The organism is Gordonia polyisoprenivorans (assembly GCF_017654315.1).
Lineage (GTDB): Bacteria > Actinomycetota > Actinomycetes > Mycobacteriales > Mycobacteriaceae > Gordonia > Gordonia polyisoprenivorans_A.
Genome location: NZ_CP072203.1, coordinates 2,143,353 through 2,163,383, shown reverse-complemented (window position 1 = coordinate 2,163,383; position 20,031 = coordinate 2,143,353). Strand labels below are relative to the sequence as shown.

The following is a 20,031-nucleotide window of genomic DNA, read 5'->3' as shown; positions in this document are numbered from 1 at the left end:
ACCATTCTCAAGGCCGTCATCTGTCCTGTCGGTGGATCTGTCCGATTTCCGACGCCTGCACATGTACAGACCCGCGTACCGACGAGAATTCACCGAATCGCGGACATCCAGGGTCCGCGAATCCGTGACATGCGGGAAGTGCGGCCGACAACCTGGCCGGACACCTCTACTTCCCAGTAGCGGCGACATGTGAGACGGTCTATGGCGAGTCGCATAGCGGAAGGAACCCACTTATGACCGTGATCGCCGACAAGACCGGTGTGAACAACATCGGGATGCTCGGAATCGGCGCGTACCGCCCCGAGCGCGTCGTGACCAACGACGAGATCTGCGAGCACATCGATTCCTCCGACGAGTGGATCTACACCCGCACCGGCATCAAGACCCGCCGATTCGCGCGGCGCGACGAAGACGTCACTCAGATGTCGGTCGCGGCCGGCCGCACGGCGATCGCCAACGCGCTGCTGTCGGGGTCCGACATCGATGCGGTGATCCTCGCGACCAACACCCACCTGCTATTGACGCCGGCCGGTGCGACCAAGGTTGCCACCGAACTCGGCTGTAACGGCGTCCCGGCCTTCGACGTGACCGTCGGCTGCGCCGGCTTCGGCTACGCGATGGCGCTGGCATCGGACATGGTGCGCGGCGGAAGTGCCACCCACGTGCTGGTCATCGGTGCCGAGCAGCTGTCGGTGACGCTGGACATGACCGACCGCGGCAACTGCTTCATCTTCGGTGACGGCGCCGGCGCCGTGGTCGTCGGACCGACCGAGGACCAGCAGCTCGGCCCGGTGATCTGGGGTAGCGACGGTTCGCAGTACGACGCGATCCGTCAGGACATCGACTGGGTCACCTTCCTCGACGGCGACCGCGTTCAGCGCCCCTACGTGCGACTTCAGGGCACCGCCGTCTTCCGGTGGGCCGCGTTCGAGATGGGTAAGGCCGCCCAGCGCGCCCTCGAGGCCGCCAAGATCGGCACCGAGGACCTCGACGTCTTCGTTCCGCATCAGGCGAACTCGAGGATCAACGAACTGCTCGCCAAGAGCTTGCACCTGCCCGAGCGCACCGTCGTCGCCAACGACATCGAGTACACCGGCAACACCTCGGCGGCGTCGATCCCACTCGCGATGGAGGATCTGCTCTCCACCGGAAAGGCCAAACCCGGCGACACCGCGCTGCTGCTCGGATTCGGCGCAGGCCTGAGCTACGCGGCCCAGGTCGTCAAGATGCCGCCGGTGCCGTTCGAGTAGTCGGGACGCCGAGGGGGTCAGGCGGCCGAGCGGTCCGGGCTCGTGGGTTTGGGACGCCGCGGCCTGGCCCGATAGCCTCAACAGGTGAGTTCTTCCGTTGCCGACGAGGTCCGCCGGCGTCGTACCTTCGCCATCATCTCCCACCCCGACGCCGGCAAGTCGACCATGACCGAGGCGCTGGCGCTGCACGCCCGCATGATCAGCGAGGCCGGCGCCATCCACGGCAAGGCCGGCCGCAAGTCCACGGTCTCTGACTGGATGGAGATGGAGAAGGCGCGCGGCATCTCGGTCAGCTCGACCGCGTTGCAGTTCAACTATCTGCCCGCCACCGCCGGACCCGACGACGAACCCGCCGTCATCAACCTCGTCGACACCCCCGGTCACGCCGACTTCTCCGAGGACACTTATCGGGTGCTGACCGCGGTCGACGCGGCGGTCATGCTGATCGACGCCGCCAAGGGGCTGGAGCCGCAAACCCTCAAGCTGTTCCAGGTGTGTCGTCATCGCGGCATCCCGGTGATCACCGTCATCAACAAATGGGACCGCCCGGGGCGCACGCCGCTGGAGTTGATCGACGAGATCAGCGAGCGCATCGGTCTACTGCCGACGCCCCTGTTCTTTCCCGTCGGTATCGCCGGCGACTTCCGCGGATTGCTCGATCGCCGGACCGGCCGCTACATCCACTTCACCCGCACCGCCGGTGGCGCCACCATCGCTCCCGAGGAGCTGATGGATGCCGACGCCGCGAGCGCGCGCGAGGAGCAGGCGTGGACCGAGGCCGTCGAGGAGAGCGAGTTGCTCACCGAGATGGGCCAGGATCACGATCAGGAACTCTTTCTCGGTGGGCAGACCTCGCCGATGATCTTCGCCTCGGCGATGCTGAATTTCGGTGTGCGCCAACTACTCGAGACCCTCGTCGAACTCGCACCGACGCCGGTCGCGCGCGCCGGGATCGACGGCGAGGTCCGCGAGCCCACCGATCCGTTCAGCGCCGTGGTGTTCAAGGTGCAGGCCGGCATGGATTCGAGCCACCGGGATCGATTGGCGTTCATGCGAATCGTGTCCGGCGAGTTCGAACGCGGCATGGTCGTGACGCACGCACAAACCGGAAAACCGTTCGCCACCAAGTATGCCCAGTCGGTCTTCGGCCGTGATCGCTCGACCGTCGACACCGCCTTTCCCGGCGACGTCGTGGGACTGGTCAACGCGACCGCCCTGGCGCCCGGCGACACTCTCTACGACGACCCACGCATCCAGTTCCCGCCCATCCCTTCGTTTGCGCCCGAGCACTTCTCGTCGTTGCGTGCCACCACCGCCGACAAGTACAAGCAGTTCCGCAAGGGCATGGACCAGCTCGACAGTGAAGGCGTCGTGCAGGTGTTGCGCAACGAGTTGCGCGGCGACGCCTCACCGGTTCTCGCTGCGGTCGGTCCGATGCAGTTCGAGGTCGTCACCGCCCGCATGAAGGCCGAGTACAACGTCGACACCATCATCGAACCGCTCGGCTACACCCTGGCGCGACGCACCGACGCCGACAGCGCCGACGAGCTCAACCGTCAGCGCGGCGTCGAGGTGTTCACCCGGAGCAGCGACGGGGTGATCCTCGCACTGTTCAGTGACAAGTGGCGCCTGCAGTACATCGAGAAGGAACACCCCGATCTCCTCCTGGAACCGCTTGTCGCAGCCGCTGATTGACAGGTCCGGTGACCGTCTCTCGCCGGTGGGGCGCACTCTGCGTGCTGGCCGTCATCGCAACGATCTGCGGGTGTGACACCTCGACGCCTCCCAGCAGGGTGTCGGGGTCGTCGGTGCAGCATGAGTCGCTCCGGCTCGATCCGCGCGAGTGCGCACGGACGCCGCCGACGGGTGCGATCGATCGCGTCGCCTACGATCTTCGATTCACCCGGGGCCGCATGCTTGTCGCGGTCAGCCCGTCCGGGGGCACCGGACGCTGCTACTCGTTTGCGAAGTCGGGCAACGCAGGCCCGGAGGTCCCGCCGGACTCGTTGCTCTTCACTTTTTCCGGTCCGGGTACCGATGGCGCTCAGTTGGAGTTCCTTGCAGGCGATCTCACCGGTGGCGGACCACCTCCGGTCGCCGGCACCCCGGCTCCCGGTCCACTCACAGGGCCGATCACCGCTCTCGTCGGAGTCTTGGTACACGGGGTGTACCGCTCCTCCGCCACCTGCCGGCTGACCGTGACCGCCATGTCATCCACTCTTGCCGCCGGACACTTCACCTGCCCCGAAGCCACTGCGTCGACCGCAAATCCGTTCTCCCCCAACGATGAGGGCCCTTTTGAAGATTCGTCGACACCGGCGATGCCGTCGGACGCGGACACCGCAACCCTCTCCGGCTGGTTCGAGCTGACCCCGTAACTCCTCCCCCGATACCCCAATGGTCGAGGACCTTCCCCCTTCCGATCAGCGCAACCTTTCCCTCCCGAAGGCCGAGGACCTTTCCCTCCCGATGGCCGTAACTCTTCCCCCCGATGGCCGTAACCATTCCCTCCCGAAGGCCGAGACCTTCCCCCGATAATCGAATACCTATCCCTCCCGATGGTCGAGGTGCGAGCCGCGTGCGGCGAGCCTCGAGACCCGGCGAGATGCGCAGTATCTCAACCACATCGAACATCCGCGCAGTGAAAACTGAATCCCATACCACACCCCACCGACAGGAAAGTCAGTGCCGAAACACGTTGTCCACAAGCAGAATTGATGGAAAACCCCCTTGCATCGAACACACTTTCCTGTACACTGGAGCCATCACACCGATCAGCCACCGGGGAGGGGCCCATGATCGAATCCACCACAGTCCTTGACGCGGAAACCGTTGACGCCGAAGCAGTCTTCGCCACCATCGTCACCCAACTCAACGACCTGCAATGGAATCCGGAGATGACCGGTCCCCAAGCTTTCGGCGCGATGAAACAAGTCCTGCTACTGCGGAACCTGGTTGATCACCACGCCACCACCCTCACCGGCGAGATGGACCGACTGGGGGTCGCCGACCACAAAACCACCCGACTCCGAGAACTGTTGATCAGCATGGGCTTCGCACCCTCGGTCGCAGGTCGGTATGTGCGCATCTCGGCCACCACCGATATCGACATTTTGTTGGCGCACGCTGCCGACGGGTCCATCTCCTCCGAACACACCGACGCCATCGTCCGCGGACTGGCGCACATCGACACCCGCTCCCCCGAACCCCTCGACACCGTCCAACGGTGCGAATACCTGCGGAAATTTTTGTCGCACTACTTCGCCGGCTTCACCCACGCCGAAATCAATCTCCACGCCCGGCAACTCGGAAACGAGTTGGCGGCCGAAACCCCCGGCGGGTTACCAGCCGCCGAAGACAAGAACATCAACTCCTACACCGACCGCATCACCGACGACGGCCGGTTGGAGATCTCAGCGAACCTCGACATCATCGCGGGGGAAAAGACCCGCACTTTGATGGAAACCTTGTCAGCTCCCAAGCCGCAGCCCGACGGCTCCCCCGATCCCCGCACGCCCGAACAAATCTGTGCTGCCGCGTTCGAGACGATCGTCGAACTCGCGGCACAAGGATTGGCCGACACCACCTTCTCAGCGAAACCGACCAACGGACTGTTGTGGACCTGGTCGGCCGACAACCCGGCACTCGGTGGGGACCTGCAGAACATGGGCGCGATCACCGAAGCCACCGCCAAGTTGTTGTCGTGTGACACCACAATTACCAAGATCATCCTCAACACTGACGGTGTACCCCTCGACGTCGGACACAAAGAACGCTTCTTCACCCCCGGCCAACGCAAAGCCTTGCTGGTGCGTGACCGCGGCTGCATCAAATGCGGAACACACGCCGGACGCTGCCAAGCACACCACGTGCACCACTGGGCCGACGGTGGTCCCACCGACCTCGACAACGGCTGCCTACTGTGCACCAGCTGCCACGACGATGTGCACCACCACGGATGGGACATCATCATGGGATTCGACCGACACCCCTGGCTCATCCCACCCGCCAGCGTGGATCCGCAACGCCGACCGATACCGTCGTATCACCGACGCACCATGCGACTCGACGACGCAGCAGCCTGACCTACCCTGCCCCACTAACTGATTCCTGCACCCGGCCGGCCGCCGGGACCGCATCTGATCTTTGAGAACTCCATAGAGACAGCCCACCCGATGGTCGAGGTACGTCGTGCCCGTGGCCCGGAATCCCTTCGGCACAAGGGGTCTCGAGGCTCGTCGCTGGCGCTCCTCGGCACCTCGACCACCGGGATGGGAACGACCATTGGATGGGAAGGGCGTCAACATCCTTTCGCGGCAAGTCATCTTCCCCCGATGGTCGAGGTGCGAGCCGCGTGCGGCGAGCCTCGAGACCGCCTGAGCTGGCGCTGGAACCGGACCGCGGTGGCCCGGAATCCCTTCGGCACAAGGGGCCTCGAGGCTCGTCGCTGGCGCTCCTCGGCACCTCGACCACCGGGATGGGCGTCTTCCCCCGATGGTCGAGGTGCGAGCCGCGTGCGGCGAGCCTCGAGACCGCGTGCAGCAGAGCTGGCCGGACCATAATCTCCGGAATACTCACCAAGACAACAGTTCTCGAGGCAAACTATTGATCTGAGGTGTCACACACCGACGATGCGAGAGACCTCTGCGGGATCGACGTCGTCGATCTCGGCGGGGACGAAGGCGGGATTGCGGTCCTTGTCGACCAGCACCGCTCGCACGCCTTCGGCGAAATCGTGGGTTGCGGTGATCTTTTCGGCGGAGTGCAGTTCGCGCTCCAGACATTCGTCGAGCATCGCGGTCTCGCCGAGTTCGAGTAGGCACGCGGTGACCCAGAGACTGGTCGGCGATGCGTGGCCGAGGAGGTCGAGCATCTGCGCGGCCCACTCGTCGCCGACCGCACCGCGCAGACCCCCGACGATCCCCGCGACATTCGTATCGGAGAAGTACTCACCGATCTGCTCCACGGGCAGCGGCGGGTGGTCGGTGTGCTTGTCCGGTGAGGGCACCAAGACCTCGCCGAGTGGTGCGCCGGAACGGATTCGGTCGGCAACGCCACCGAGTTCGGCGGACGGTACGAAGTGCGTCGCCAGACCCACCGACAACGCCTGCGATCCGCGGACCCGGGCGCCGGTGAGCGCCAACCACATTCCGACACCCTGCGGTAGCCGGGGCAAGAAGTAGGTGGATCCGATGTCGGGAAAGAAGCCGATCGCGGTCTCGGGCATCGCGATCATCGCCTTCTCGGTGACCACCCGGATCTCCCCATGGACGCTGATTCCCAGACCGCCACCCATGGCAGCACCGTCGATCAGCGCGATATGCGCCTTGGGATACTCGGCGATCAACTGATTGAGCCGGTATTCGTGGGAGAAGTAACGAGTGATCGACTCGGTATCGCCGGCGAGCGCGCTGTCACGGATCGCACGGATGTCGCCTCCCGCGCAGAAGGCGCGGTCGGTACCCGAGGTCAGCATCACGGTGTCGATGCCGTCATCGTCGGCCCAGCGCAACAGCACGTCATACATGTCGTCGACCATCGACTGGTCGAGCGCGTTGAGGGCCTTGGGCCGGTCGAGGACGATCTCGCCGACCCCGTTGGCAACATTGGTGCGGATGTACGACATGACGTTCACGCTAGCGTGTCCGCTCTCCGTCGGTCACCCGCCTCGACCTGCGACGTCGTCTCGGCCAGGGCCGCACGCGTCGCGGCCTGCACCGCCTCGGGGACGGTCGGCGCGAACCGTATCTGCAGGGCGCACGACGGTGAGGGCGGCAGCGATGTGACCTCGCGCATCCCCTCCGGTGGTCGGCTGACCACCGGTAACAGCACCACACCGAGTCCCGCGCGGACCGCGGCGGTGACGCCGGCGAGGTCGGCCGACTCGACGATGATCGCGAAATCGATCCGCGCCTGCCGAAGGATGTCGAGGGCCACACCTCGGGTCGAACACGGTTCGTCGAACACCACCAGCGGCAGCGGCTTGTCGGGCTCGACGACGAGGTCCGGAGCCCCGAACCAGCGCATCGCGACGCGGGGGCCCAGCAGTTCGGTCGTAGGGCCGACCGGTTCGTGATACACCGCGACGTCGACGTCGCCGTTATCGATGGCCGCGATGACCCGACGACTGCGGTCGAGACGAAAGGTGACCGCATGCCCGGGGCACTGTTCCCGCAGAATCTGCGAGAGAAACGGTAGTGACCAGTCCGCGCCGTGCTCCGTCGTCGCCACCGTCAACGTCGGAGTGGCGGAGCGAATGTTCAAGCGCCGCAACGCATCGTCGTGTGCGGCAAGGATGCTGCGCGCTTCGGCGAGCATCGCTTCCCCGTCCGCGGTGAACCGGGTGATCCGCCCCTCACGCTCGACGAGCTTGAGTCCGGTCACGGTTTCGAGTCGGCGGACATGCTGACTGACCGCGGACTGGGTGAGATGCAGCGCCGTCGCCGCGCGGTGAAAACCACCGCAGGTGGCCACTGCGACGAGGCTGCGCAGCGGGGTGATGTCGAGAACCGTGTTGGCCATGCCGCCAGCATACGGCGATCACGATTCATGATCAATCACGATTACTGATCATTGTTGGACGACGCGTATGGTCGCCGCGCACGCTGGAGCACATGAGAATCCCTCCCCTACCCGCCGCGGCACTCATCCTGTTGTGGGCCTTCGGCTATCCACTCGGCGCGCTCGGTGTGTCCGCGATGTCGCCGATGGCGCTGCTGACCATCCGATTCGCGGGGTCCGCGGCGGCGCTCGGGATCATCGCCGTCGTGACCCGGCGTGCCTTCCCCCGCGGACGGCAGCTCGGCCACGTCGCCGTCGTCGGATTGCTGACCCAATTCCTCCAATTCGGCTGCGCCTACCTGGCATTGCAGCTCGGGGTGCCCGCGGTCATCGTCGCACTGGTCATTGCCCTGAACCCGGTGGCCACGGCGATACTCGCGTGGCCTGTGCTCGGTCAACGCCTCGGGTCGCGGCAATGGACCGGCATCGCGGTCGGCACGGCCGCGGTCCTGGCCGCGTGCCTGCCCCGGGTGATGGCCGACGCCTCGACGATGGGCATCGCCGTCGGCCTGACCCTCCTCGCCCTGACGGGAGTCGCGCTCGGCGGTATCTATCAGCAACGCTTCTGCGGTGGAGTCGATCTCGTCGCCGGCAATGCCGTCCAACGGACCGTGGCCCTGATACCCACGGCCGCAATCACTCTCGCGACTCCCGAGTCGATCACCGACCCACTCCGCGCGGCCTGGGTGTTGCCGACGATGATCATCGCCTCGTCGATGATCGCCACCACCCTGTTCCTCCGGCTCGTCAACACCGCCGGTGCCGCGGCCACGTCGATGTTGTTCACGCTCATCCCCTCGGCGTCGGCACTTCTGGCGTGGGGTCTACTCGGCCAACGCCCCGATCTCGGGATCATCATCGGACTCGTCCTGGGCGCCGCGTCGTTGGTGATCGTGCGACGCCCGGGCGCCTCACCCCGGACCATCGAGCCCGCGACCACCGCACGACCCGGAACATCCGGCGAACAAAAGCGGTTGACACACCTGTCCGGGGGCGCGCTATCGTGAACGCGCATCCCTGAGGCACGCCAGCCAGCTGATTCACATCGAGGAGTGATCTGCCAGTCATGAACATCTGAGGTCGGTAAACCACCGCGAGAGTCGACGCCGTACGCGACGTCGCCGCGGAATCCTCACCACCTCAAGGAGTTCTCATGGCCTCACCCCTGCACCCCTCCGGATCGATCACTCTCTCGGGCGTCTCCTTCGCCTGGCCTGATGGCACCCCCGTCTTCGGCGACCTGTCGCTGACCGTCCCACCAGGGATCAGCTCGCTCGTCGGAGCGAACGGCGCCGGCAAGACCACGTTGCTGCAACTCATTCTCGGCGCACTGTCGCCGACCACGGGCAGCATCACGGTCTCGGGCCACTGCGCGCTGGTCCCCCAGCATCCGCAGGCCCACTCCGACGACACCGTTGCCGACGTCTTGGGAATCGCCGCGATTCGCAACGCCTTACGACGGATCGAGAGCGGATCGGTCCAACCCGACGACTACGACACCGTCGGCGACGACTGGGACGTCGAGGAGCGCGCGCTCGCGCAACTGTCGGCGTTGGGCCTCGTCGCCGACCTGGACCGCACCGTCGGCACCCTCTCCGGTGGCGAGTCGACGATGCTCGCGATCGCGGCCCGCCTCCTCCGCCGGCCCGACGTCCTGCTGCTCGACGAACCGACCAACAATCTCGACACCGATTCGCGGACAGCTCTATTCCAGGCTCTCGACGCATTCGCCGGAACCGTGCTGCTGGTCAGCCACGACCTCGAGTTGCTCGATCGCGTCAACACCACGATCGAGCTGTACCGGGGCCGGGTTCGGCTCTTCGGCGGCCCGTACTCGCTCTACCGCGAGGTCCTCGACACCGAGCAGGCCGCCGCGGAGGCTGCCGTCGCGAACGCCACGGGTGACCTGCGCGCGCAGAAACGCGACCTCGCCGACGCCCAGATCACCCTGGACCGCCGGGCCCGGACGGCCGCGAAAGCCGAACGCGAGAAACGGGTCCCGAAGATCGTCGCGCACGGCCGCCGCAACGCGGCGCAGGTATCGGCGGGCAAGTACCGCACCTCGCACCGCGAGGACGTCGCCGCGGCGGCGGGTCGGCTGGAATCGGCGCGCGCCGACGTCCGTGACGACCGGACCGCGCGGATCTCGATGCCCGAACCCGACCTCGCCACCCACGCCCAGGTGATCGCCGACGACCGATTACGCATCGACGGTCCGGAGCGGGTAGCGCTCGTCGGTGCCAACGGGTCCGGGAAGACTACCCTCATCACCGACCTCATCGTCGGCGACCACATACTCGTGCCGTATGCCCTGGTGCCGCAACGCATCACCTTCGCCGATCCGTCGCGGACGATCGCCGAGTATCTGTCGGTGACACATCCGGATGCCGGCGTCCAACAGGTTCGGGCGCATCTGGCACGATTCCTGTTCCGCGGCAACGCCGGTGACCGTGCCCTCGCCGAGTTGTCGGGCGGTGAGCGCCTGCGGGTGGCATTGGCGTCGGCGTTGCTCACCGACCCGACACCCAAGCTCCTGATCCTCGACGAGCCGACCAACAACCTCGACATCGACACCACCGAGGAACTGGTGTCGGCGTTACGTGACTGGACCGGTGCGCTACTGCTGGTCAGCCACGACCCCGGGTTCCGCGACCGCGTCGGCATCGACCGCACGGTGCGGATTGGGTGAGCGTCACCCAGGAGTAGCGCCTCAGAACGACACGCCCTAACAGCATCGCCCCTGCGGGTTGTTCTCGACGTGATCCCAGCGGTGACGCCAGTAGTCGCGCTCGCTCATCGGCGGCGTCGGATCACCATGTGCGGCATGGTGTTGCAGGTAGCGCTCGTAGTCCCGGTCACCCATGACGCTGCCGACGTACCACGCGACGCGTTCACCCATCCGGTGCAGTATCTGCCTCATGTGACCGTCTCGGTCTTGCGCTGGATGGCGATGTCATCCCATTCCCGCTGGACCTCGCGTTCGGCGGCGGTGGTGATGAGCCCGCTCGGCCCGAAGATGTGTGAGGGTTCCGGTGGGTCCTCGGTGGTCGGGAGTCCGCCGAGACGCAGCGCCTTCATCGAGATGTAGACGCCGACGATCACCACGATGAGCACGAGTACCGCGAAGATGATCGACAACGTGCCCTGGATGAAGGTGTTGCGGATGACGGCGTCGAGCTCGCCGATGTTCTTGGCGGTCTTGAACGACGTCTTGCCGGCGTCCTTGGCGTTGGCGAAGTCGCGGTGCTGGGCCCAGTAGCCGATGGCCGGATTCGACGAGAAGATCTTCTGCCAGGACGCGCTCATGGTGACGATCACGTCCCACACCAACGGGATTCCGGGTATCCACGCCCACTTGGCCTGTCCGCGTTTGAACAGGATGACGGTGACGACCGTCAACGCGACCGCGGCGAGCAACTGGTTGGCGATGCCGAACAGCGGGAACAGCGTGTTGATACCGCCGAGCGGGTCGGTGACGCCCATCAGCAGGATCGAACCCCATGCGGCGCAGACGATCACGGTGCACAGCCACGCTCCGGGCCGCCAGGACGGATCCTTGAATCGGCTCGCACCTGGAATGTTGCCGATGCCGTCGGACAGCATGAACCGCGCAACCCGGGTGCCGGCGTCGACGGTGGTGAGGATGAACAGCGCCTCGAACATGATCGCGAAGTGATACCAGAACGCGCGCAACGATTCCCCTCCGATGGCGCGCTGCAGTGTGTCGGCCATACCCATCGCGAGGGTGGGCGCACCACCGGTGCGGGAAACGATCGAGGACTCACCGACTCCCTCGGCGGCGGAGGTGAAGTCCGCTGCGGGGACAGGATTTCCACTCACCCCGAGTCCGTTGACATAGTCGGCGGCGCCCTGCGCGGTGCCATCGGTCAGCGCCTTGGGTGCGTTCATGCCGAAGTAGATGTGCTGATCGAGGATGCAGGCGGTGATCAACGCCATGATCGCCACCGACGATTCGGTGAGCATGCCGCCGTATCCGATGATCCGGGCCTGCCCTTCCTTGGCCAGCAGTTTGGGTGTGGTGCCGGAGGCGATGAGGGCATGGAAACCCGACAGCGCACCGCAGGCGATGGTGATGAACAGGAACGGGAACAATGCGCCGGAGAAGGCTGGGCCCTTACCGTTCCAGGCGAATTCGCTGACGGCCGGTGCCTTCATCACCGGTTGGACGATCAGGATGCCGAGGGCCAGCAGGGCGATCGTGCCGACCTTCATGAACGTCGACAAATAGTCGCGGGGTGCCAGCAGCAGCCACACCGGCAGTACCGCGGCGGCCACACCGTAGATGATGATCGCCCAACTCAGGAAGACCGGTGAGAGGGTGAACCAGTCCTTGCCCCAACCGGATTCGCCGACGTAGCGGCCGGCGACGATGGCGGCGAGCAGCAGCACCACACCGATCAGCGAGATCTCGCTGACCCGGCCGGGCCGCAGGTAGCGCAGGTAGATGCCCATGAACAGGGCGATCGGGATGGTCATCGCGATGGAGAACACGCCCCACGGGCTGTCGGCGAGGGCGTTGACGACGACCAGGGCCAGCACCGCGATGAGGATGATCATGATGACCAGCACGGCGACGATCGCGGCGGTGCCGCCGACGCGGCCGAGTTCGTCGCGGGCCATCTGTCCGAGGCTGCGTCCGCGACGCCGCGTCGAGATCGACAGCACCAGATAGTCCTGGACGCAGCCGGCGACCACGGCGCCTATGATGATCCAGATGGTTCCGGGCAGGTAGCCCATCTGCGCGGCGAGTACCGGTCCGACGAGTGGACCAGCTCCGGCGATGGCGGCGAAATGATGACCGAACAGCACTCGCCGGTCGGTCGGCATGTAGTCCTGCGCGTTGTCGAATTCCTCGGCGGGCGTGGCGTGATCGTCGCGGGGCTTGACCACCTTCATCTCGATCATCCGCGCGTAGAAACGGTAGGCGATCACATAGGTGCAGACGGCGGCGACGACGAACCAGACGGCGTTGACGTTCTCTCCGCGGATGAATGCCACGATCACCCACGCCACCGCGCCGAGCAGGCCGATGACGGCGAACAGGATCTTCTTCGGCACGGTCATCGGTGAGCGGTCGATGATCGCGACCGGTGGCAGGTCGGGATCGTTGCGGATGAATTCGACGTTCGGGTAGTCCTCGCGTCGCTCGCTCGTCGGTGTCGGTTCGGTCATCGTCATGGCGTTGGTGGGCCCTTTCGACGTCTCGAGGGGAGCCACGGGTAGTGGCCTGCGTCACTATACGCGGACGGTCAAAGCGGTCATACTGACTCCCGATGAGCTGCAACGAACCCGAAATGGGTACCAGCGCACGGTCGGAGGAACCCACTCCGGTGGTGCTCGTTCACGGTCTGCGCGTCAGCGGTGCGTCGCTGCATCGCATCGCTGACGCCGTCACCGACCGGCCGGTGATCCACCCCGACCTGCCCGGTCATGGCACACGCAGCGCCGAGACCTTCACGATGGCCGAGGCGGTGTCCGCCGTCGTCGACGCCGTCGACCAACTCGGCGCACCGGCGGTCCTCGCGGGAATGTCGTTGGGCGGCTATGTCGCGATGGCGACCGTGGCCGCGCATCCCGAGCGCGTGGCCGGTCTCGTCACGATGGGATCGACCGCCCAGCCCAGCGCATTGTTGGCCGCACCGTTCCGGTTGTTCGGCGCGGCCACCTCGTTCCTACCCGCGCAGAGCGCCGAGATCAGCCGGTTCCTCACCCGGATGGCGTTGGGCGCGCAGGTCTCCGACGACATGGAGGCCGGCGGCCTCGCGTTGCACTCGATCGCCGATGTGGTCGACGAGATCGCCGGATTCGACGCCCTGTCCGCACTCGCCGGGTATCCGGGACCGATGCTGTTCGCCAACGGCGGCTGGGATCAGTTCCGAATCCACGAACGCAGGTTCGTCGATCTGTCGCCGCGTGCGCGCCTGCGCGTCCTCCCTCGCGCCACCCACCTGTATCCGCTGATCCAGCCCGCCGTGGCGGGGGCGATGATCAGTGAGTTCGCGGCGTCGATCGACGCCGAGCGGGCAACGCAGCCGACGTCGGCATCCTGAGCCTCACTCGATCGCTTCGGCGGCCTCGAGCCACGCCGCTTCGGCGGCTTCCTTGTCGGCAACCACTTGCCGCAGTTCGGTATTGAGCGACACCAAACGTTCGGGGTCGGTGGCCGCGGCCACCAGCGCGGCATGCAGCTCGTCCTCGCGCCGCGAGAGTTGCTCGATCTGCCGCTCGGCCCGGTTCATCGCCTTGCGTGCCTCGCGATGTTCGGCGGCACTCACCGCGGGTCGCTCGGCAGGAGTGTCGGCCGTGCCCGGGTTCTGCGCGTCTGCGGCCCGCCCCTCTGCTGTCTGCCCCGATGCCGCCTGCGACGAACCCACCTTCGATGAACCCGAACCCGTGGTGCCGGAACGCATCTCACGACGCCGATCGAGATACTGGGCGATCCCACCGGGCAGGTTGGTGAGCGAGCCGTCGCCGAACAACGCCCACGTGGAGTCACAGATCCGCTCGATCAGGTAGCGATCGTGGGAGATGACCACCATGGTTCCGGCCCACGAGTCGAGGAGATCCTCGAGCTGTTGCAGGGTGTCGATGTCGAGATCGTTGGTCGGCTCGTCGAGCAACAACACGTTCGGTTCGGCCATCAGCACACGCGTCAACTGCAGGCGCCGACGCTCACCACCGGAGAGATCGCCGACCGGGGTGCGTTGTTTGGCCGGCGAGAAGCCAAGCCGTTCGGCGAGCTGACTCGCCGAATACTCCTTGTCACCCAACATGATCCGCGCGGCCACCGACTCCACCGCATCGAGGACCCGCTGGTCCTCGTCGAGGTCGTCGAGTTCTTGGCGCAGCCAGCCCAGTTTCACCGTCACGCCCTCGATGCGACGTCCGGGGGCCACGTCGACCTCCCCGGCCAGCGCACGCAGCAACGTCGTCTTGCCCGATCCGTTGACCCCGACCAGACCGATGCGCTCCCCCGGCGCCAGTCGCCAGGTCAGATTGTCCAGCAACGCTTGTCCCGCGGGTGTCTCGATGTGCGCGTCCTCGAGTTCGATGACCACGCGTCCGAGCCGGCGCTTGGCGAACGTCGACAGCGTCACCGTGTCGCGGGGCGGCGGGACGTCACTGATCAGCTTCTCGGCGGCCTCGATTCGGTAGCGCGGCTTGGAGGTTCGGGCGGGCGGTCCGCGGCGCAGCCACGCCAGCTCCTTGCGGGCCAGGTTGCGTCGCCGCTCCTCGGCCGCGTCGGCGAGGCGCACCCGCTCGGCGCGGGCGAACACCCAGTCATTGTATCCGCCCTCGTACTCGTCGACCCGACCGTCGTGGACCTCCCAGGTCCGGGTGGCAACGGTGTCGAGGAACCAGCGGTCGTGGGTGACCACGACGAGTGCGCCGCGGCGCCGCATGAGGTGATCGGCGAGCCATTGCACGCCTTCGACATCGAGGTGGTTGGTGGGCTCGTCGAGGATCAGGACGTCGGCCTCGGAGACCAGCGCGGCGGCCAGCCCGACGCGGCGTCGCTGTCCGCCGGAGAGTTCATCGACCCGCGCGTCGAGCAGTTCGTCGACGCCGATGCCGGCGAGGATGCCGCGGACCCGTGGGTCGCCGGCCCACTCGTGCACGGCGACGTCGGGACCGCCGACGACGACCTCGGCGACCGTCTTGCCCGCCGGTAGCTCACCGCGCTGGGTGACCACGGCGATGCGCGCCCCACCCGCCCGCGACACACGCCCCGAGTCGGGTTCGGTGACGCCACCGAGGATCTCCAGCAGCGTGGTCTTGCCGCCGCCGTTGAGTCCCACCACCCCGATGCGCTGTTCCTCGTGCACGCCGAGGCTCACCTCGTCGAGCAGGGATTTGATGCCGAAGCTCTTGCTGATGCGGTCGGCGTTGATCAGCGCGGAGGGGGCGGGTGGCACCGGTAGACGATAACAACCCCGGACTGTCGGGCTCTCCTGTGGCGCCAACTCCCCGCCCGGTCGGTGCTCAATCCCGCCCGAATGCCGCCGCGGCGGTACCCATCACCTGATCGAGAGAATCGGCGACGACCTCGGTGTGGTCGGCGCGGGTGTGGGTGTGCAGGTCGACGTCGGTACCGTCGGCCTGCATGGAGCGGACCAGCGTCGCGGTCAACGGGAACGGCACCACCGGGTCGAGCAGGCCGTGGTCGATGCGGATCGGCACCGTGTACCCGCCGGTCGGCACCCGCGTGTAGTCGGCGAGCGCGGCCACGAAGCGCTCGTCACCCAGCGAGGAGTCCAGCAGATCCCCCGGCGCCACCGACCGCATCGCGGCCGACACCTCGCCGTTGCACTCCGATCGCGCGAGATCGAGATAGCGCTTGCCCGCCTGGGTGAGGTGATCGGTGACGTGCAGATCGGGTCGCGCGTGGTCGAGGCCGGCGAGGATGTAGAGATACAGCGCACTGACGGTGTTGAGTTTCCCCAGACTCGGCACGCTGGGCGTGAACGACTTGGTGAGTACCCCTTCGATACCGGAAGCCGGTGCCAGGGCCAGGATTTCACGCAGATTCAGTTCGGGGGCGTATGACGGCGCCTCGTACCCCGCGAACAACGCCGCATGCCCGCCCTGCGAATGACCGGCGGACACCCACTCGGTACCCAGCGACGCGTCACGGGCGCGAGCCGCGCGGATCATGTCGATCACCGAGTGCGCGGCGGCCCGTCCGCCGAGATACTCGGTCTCACCGGGTGCGCCGAGACCCGCGTAATCGGTTGCGGTGACCGCATATCCGCGCTTGAGAGCGTCGATGATCGCGGCGTCGACACCGGAGCCCTTGCGGATCCGGCTCGGCGCGCACTCGTCGGCGATCCCCGTGGTGCCGTGCGCCCAGGAGAAGATGCGCCACCCGCCCGACGGCGGCGTGCCCTTCGGAACGTAGAACACGCCGGTGGACAACGCCATTCGATCATTCTGGTCGCGGGTCACATACGTGAGGCGTTGTCCCGACGCCGCGCCGGGCGGCAGGTCGGCGCCGACGATCGCGGTGCCGGCGAGCACGCGCCCGGCGACCGGGGTCGCGGCGGCCGAGCCGGTTCCGAGTGTCCCCAGGCCGACCGTCATCAGTCCGACCACGAATGCGACCACTCCGACGAGCCCGATCCGACGACATTCGCGGTGCGTCCGGGCGAACGCCCCGGGTACACCGCGGGCGTCGACCCGCTCGGACCGCGTTCGTGTTTGCGACTGCCGGGGTCGGGGGGTCACCGCCCGGGTACCCGTCGGGTCGCGCCGCTGACCGGCCCGGATGCGGTGCGTACCGAACGGGCCACCCCGGCACCGGACAGTTCGGCGGCCACGGCCACCGCGGCGTCGGCGTCGGCGCACAGGAAGGCGCACGTCGGCCCCGATCCGGAGACGATGCCGTTGAGCGCGCCGGCATCGACGCCCGCGCGCAGCGTTCGGCGCAGACCCGGCTGCAGACTCAATGCGGCCGGCTGCAGATCGTTGTGAAGAAGCGGCGCGATCTGGCTCGCCTGCCCGCCGGCGAGGGCCTGCACCAGCTCGTCGGGCCGCGGGTTGTGCACGTCGAAGGCGTCGGCGTGATCGGCGCGCAGACGATCGAGTTCGGCGAAGACGGCAGGCGTGGACAGTCCGTCGCGCGCGAATGCCAGCACCCAGTGCAGTTCGCCGCGCGCGATCATCGGCATCAGTTGCTCACCGCGGCCGGTGCCCATGGCGGTACCGCCCTGCACCGAGAAGGGCACGTCACTGCCGAGACCGGCGGCGATCTCGAGCAGTTCCGCGCGCGGCAGATCGAGTTTCCACAACGCGGCGAGGGCCACCAGGGCACCCGCGGCATCGGCGCTGCCGCCTGCCATTCCGCCGGCGACGGGTATGCGTTTGACGATCTCGATGGCCACCCGTGGGTCGCGGTCGGCCCACTCACCGAGCGCGCGGACCGCCTTGATCGCGAGGTTCTCGTCGTCGAGGGGCACGTCGGCGGCGTCGGCGCCTCGTCCGCCCTCGCGGCGCAGCGTCACCCCGAGTGCGGGGGCACGCGTGACGGTGACGTCGTCGTACAAGGAGAGCGCCTGGTAGACGGTGACGAGATCGTGGTAGCCGTCGTCGCGGAGCGGGCCGACACCGAGGTGCAGATTCACCTTGGCGGGCACGCGCACAGAGACGGCGTCGGAGATCACCGACAGAGACGCTGGGGACACGGGTATCCAGGGTAGTGAATCGCCGGGCGAGTCACGGTCGCCAACCCCGTTCGACCAGCGTGGCGACATCGTCGACGACCTCGATCGCGCCCGCATCGAGCAACTCGGCGGCCGCGAAACCACCGGTCCGTACCCCTACGCAGGCGATACCGAGTTCGTTCGCCGAGGCCACGTCCCACACGCTGTCGCCGACGAGGACCGCGGTGGCACCGCCGGAACGCTCGACGGCGACCGCCAGCAGATCCGGTGCAGGCTTGGAGTTGTTGGCGTCGTCGGCGCTGGTCACGACGGCGAAATCGGAGCGCGTCAGGCCTAGGAGATCCAGTGCGACGTCGGTGAATTCCTGCGCCCCCGACGACGCGAGCGCCACCCGAAAGCCGGCATCGGCGAGCATCTGCACCAGGTCCGCCGCACGCGGCAGCGCGCGCACCTCGGGTAGCAGCTTGCGGTATTGCTGGGCCCATTCATCGCGCAGGTCATCGCCGAGGGAGTCCTCGACGTCCGGCCCGCAGATCTCCCCCACCAACTGATCGCCGCCCATCCCGATCGCGCGGTGCACGCGCCACCATTCCGGGTAGAGATCGTGCCCGGCGAAGGCTCGCTGCCACGCCAAGGCGTGCAGATGATTCGAGTCGATGAGCGTACCGTCGACGTCGAGGAGCACGGTGTCCACAGGCGACTCTTCGGTCGGCGTCTCTGTCCGGTCGGTGTGTGTCATCGCTGTCACTCCTGTTCCTCTCGGGTCGAGACCACGTGCCCACCATCCACCTTCGCACTGTTGGACGTCGAGCCGATGGGACGTCGAGGCGGCGTCACCTCCGATTCGCGTCCGCACCGATCAGAAGGAGCGCGAGCATGGCGACACGATTCGGATACACCCTCATGACCGAGCAGGCCGGACCCCGGCAGCTGGTCCGGGACGCGGTGGCCGCGGAGAAGGCGGGCTTCGATTTCGAGGTGTCCAGCGATCATTACTTTCCGTGGCTCTCGGCGCAGGGCCATGCGCCGTACGCATGGACGGTGCTCGGCGCGGTGGCTCACGCGACCGAGGAGGTCGAGTTGATGACCTACGTGACCTGCCCGACGATTCGTTACCACCCGGCCATCATCGCCCAGAAGGCCGCGACCCTGCAGTTGCTCGCCGAGGGCCGGTTCATTCTCGGACTCGGTAGCGGTGAGAACCTCAACGAGCATGTCGTCGGCGCGGGGTGGCCTGCCATCTCCGAACGGCACGCCATGCTCGCCGAGGCGATCGAGATCATCCGCGCATTGCTCGAAGGCGGTCTCGTCGATCATCGCGGCGAGTTCTTCCAGGTCGATTCGGCACGGATCTGGGATCTGCCCGACGACGGTGTACCCATCGGCGTGGCGGTGTCCGGACCCCGTTCGATCGACGAATTCGGGCCTCTTGCAGACCATCTCATCGCCGTCGAGCCGAACGCGGACTTCATCGAGCACTGGAATGCCAATTCCGAGACCACCTCGATCGGGCAGGGCGCCGCGCTCGACCCGGCGCGCGCGATCGGACAGATCCCGATCTGCTGGGACCCGGACCGCGATACCGCGGTGGCCCGCGCCCACGACCAGTTCCGGTGGTTCGCCGGCGGCTGGCACGTGAACGCGAACCTGCCGACCACCGCGGCGTTCGCCGGCGCCACCCAGTTCGTCACCCCCGACGACGTCGCGGCCAACATCCCCTGCGGGTCGGATCTCGACGAACTCGTCGACGGTATCCGGCCATTCGTCGACGCCGGATTCACCGACGTCGCACTCGTGCAGATCGGCGGCGAGAGCCAGGAGCGGTTCCTCGACGAGGCCGCCGGGCCGTTGCTGGAGAAGTTGCGGTCGGAGTGAGCGCTTCTCACTGGAACCCAGTAAGAGGTGGGCCACGAAAGTACTGTTCTGTCAACGGATCTCCATTGAACGCGCCCTGACCTCCGTTCCCACGCGAAGGCCATGACCGGACTGCGAAGTCAACGTTGCATAGTCGGTGCCCGCCCTCCACAGTGGACGTCGTT

The 20,031-nt window shown here is 66.8% G+C and carries 16 protein-coding genes; 8 read left to right on the top strand and 8 right to left on the bottom strand.

The annotated features are described in order from the left end of the window. Positions 1-233 precede the first annotated feature (233 nt). From J6U32_RS09635 to J6U32_RS09620, 4 genes are all read left to right on the top strand, one after another. Positions 234-1,250: a beta-ketoacyl-ACP synthase III gene (locus J6U32_RS09635; RefSeq protein WP_014359290.1), complete on the top strand. Its 1,017-nt coding sequence runs from the start codon at positions 234-236 to the stop codon at positions 1,248-1,250. Between the two features lie 84 nt (positions 1,251-1,334). Next, positions 1,335-2,945: a peptide chain release factor 3 gene (locus J6U32_RS09630; RefSeq protein WP_208795030.1), complete on the top strand. Its 1,611-nt coding sequence runs from the start codon at positions 1,335-1,337 to the stop codon at positions 2,943-2,945. Positions 2,946-2,953: 8 nt separating this feature from the next. Further along, a complete protein-coding gene (locus tag J6U32_RS09625; protein ID WP_244332758.1) occupies positions 2,954-3,628 on the top strand; it encodes a hypothetical protein in 675 nt (224 codons plus the stop codon). Between the two features lie 417 nt (positions 3,629-4,045). Beyond that, positions 4,046-5,335 carry an HNH endonuclease gene (locus tag J6U32_RS09620; protein WP_208795028.1) on the top strand — a complete coding sequence of 430 codons (1,290 nt, stop codon included), beginning with the start codon at positions 4,046-4,048 and terminating at the stop codon, positions 5,333-5,335. A gap of 533 nt (positions 5,336-5,868) precedes the next feature. Here J6U32_RS09620 and J6U32_RS09615 read toward each other — a convergent pair. Together J6U32_RS09615 and J6U32_RS09610 are read right to left on the bottom strand one after the other, a co-directional pair. Next, on the bottom strand, positions 5,869-6,876 hold the full coding sequence (locus J6U32_RS09615) for an enoyl-CoA hydratase/isomerase family protein (RefSeq protein ID WP_208795026.1): 1,008 nt from the start codon (positions 6,874-6,876) through the stop codon (positions 5,869-5,871). Positions 6,877-6,881: 5 nt separating this feature from the next. Beyond that, positions 6,882-7,772 (bottom strand): LysR family transcriptional regulator, encoded by an 891-nt coding sequence (locus tag J6U32_RS09610; RefSeq protein ID WP_208795024.1) that lies wholly within the window; start codon positions 7,770-7,772, stop codon positions 6,882-6,884. A gap of 92 nt (positions 7,773-7,864) precedes the next feature. Between J6U32_RS09610 and J6U32_RS09605 the strand changes: the two genes are divergently transcribed. Continuing rightward, on the top strand, positions 7,865-8,818 hold the full coding sequence (locus tag J6U32_RS09605) for a DMT family transporter (protein WP_208795022.1): 954 nt from the start codon (positions 7,865-7,867) through the stop codon (positions 8,816-8,818). A 146-nt stretch (positions 8,819-8,964) separates the two neighbouring features. Further along, the gene (locus J6U32_RS09600) at positions 8,965-10,500 is read left to right on the top strand and encodes an ABC-F family ATP-binding cassette domain-containing protein (protein WP_208795020.1); all 1,536 of its coding nucleotides are present in this window, start codon (positions 8,965-8,967) and stop codon (positions 10,498-10,500) included. A 36-nt stretch (positions 10,501-10,536) separates the two neighbouring features. Here J6U32_RS09600 and J6U32_RS09595 read toward each other — a convergent pair whose 3' ends face one another. Next, positions 10,537-10,710, bottom strand: a complete 174-nt coding sequence (locus J6U32_RS09595; RefSeq protein WP_370530183.1) for a YbdD/YjiX family protein — start codon at positions 10,708-10,710, stop codon at positions 10,537-10,539. 17 nt (positions 10,711-10,727) lie between these two features. Beyond that, positions 10,728-13,004, bottom strand: a complete 2,277-nt coding sequence (locus tag J6U32_RS09590; protein ID WP_425324122.1) for a carbon starvation CstA family protein — start codon at positions 13,002-13,004, stop codon at positions 10,728-10,730. Between the two features lie 101 nt (positions 13,005-13,105). Between J6U32_RS09590 and J6U32_RS09585 the strand changes: the two genes are divergently transcribed. Next, positions 13,106-13,882, top strand: a complete 777-nt coding sequence (locus J6U32_RS09585) for an alpha/beta fold hydrolase (protein WP_208795016.1) — start codon at positions 13,106-13,108, stop codon at positions 13,880-13,882. 3 nt (positions 13,883-13,885) lie between these two features. On the opposite strand, the gene J6U32_RS09580 is transcribed toward J6U32_RS09585, so the two are convergent. From J6U32_RS09580 to J6U32_RS09565, 4 genes are all read right to left on the bottom strand, one after another. After that, the gene (locus J6U32_RS09580; RefSeq protein ID WP_208795015.1) at positions 13,886-15,748 is read right to left on the bottom strand and encodes an ABC-F family ATP-binding cassette domain-containing protein; all 1,863 of its coding nucleotides are present in this window, start codon (positions 15,746-15,748) and stop codon (positions 13,886-13,888) included. 67 nt (positions 15,749-15,815) lie between these two features. Continuing rightward, complete coding sequence (locus tag J6U32_RS09575; protein WP_425324121.1) at positions 15,816-16,913, bottom strand: lipase family protein; 1,098 nt, start codon at positions 16,911-16,913, stop codon at positions 15,816-15,818. Between the two features lie 140 nt (positions 16,914-17,053). Next, positions 17,054-18,013 (bottom strand): 4-(cytidine 5'-diphospho)-2-C-methyl-D-erythritol kinase, encoded by a 960-nt coding sequence (locus J6U32_RS09570; protein WP_208795011.1) that lies wholly within the window; start codon positions 18,011-18,013, stop codon positions 17,054-17,056. Positions 18,014-18,044: 31 nt separating this feature from the next. Further along, the gene (locus J6U32_RS09565) at positions 18,045-18,731 is read right to left on the bottom strand and encodes an HAD family hydrolase (RefSeq protein ID WP_208795009.1); all 687 of its coding nucleotides are present in this window, start codon (positions 18,729-18,731) and stop codon (positions 18,045-18,047) included. 137 nt (positions 18,732-18,868) lie between these two features. Here J6U32_RS09565 and J6U32_RS09560 point away from each other — a divergent pair, with 137 nt between their 5' ends. Next, positions 18,869-19,867 (top strand): TIGR03557 family F420-dependent LLM class oxidoreductase, encoded by a 999-nt coding sequence (locus J6U32_RS09560; RefSeq protein WP_208795007.1) that lies wholly within the window; start codon positions 18,869-18,871, stop codon positions 19,865-19,867. The last annotated feature ends 164 nt before the right edge of the window (positions 19,868-20,031 follow it).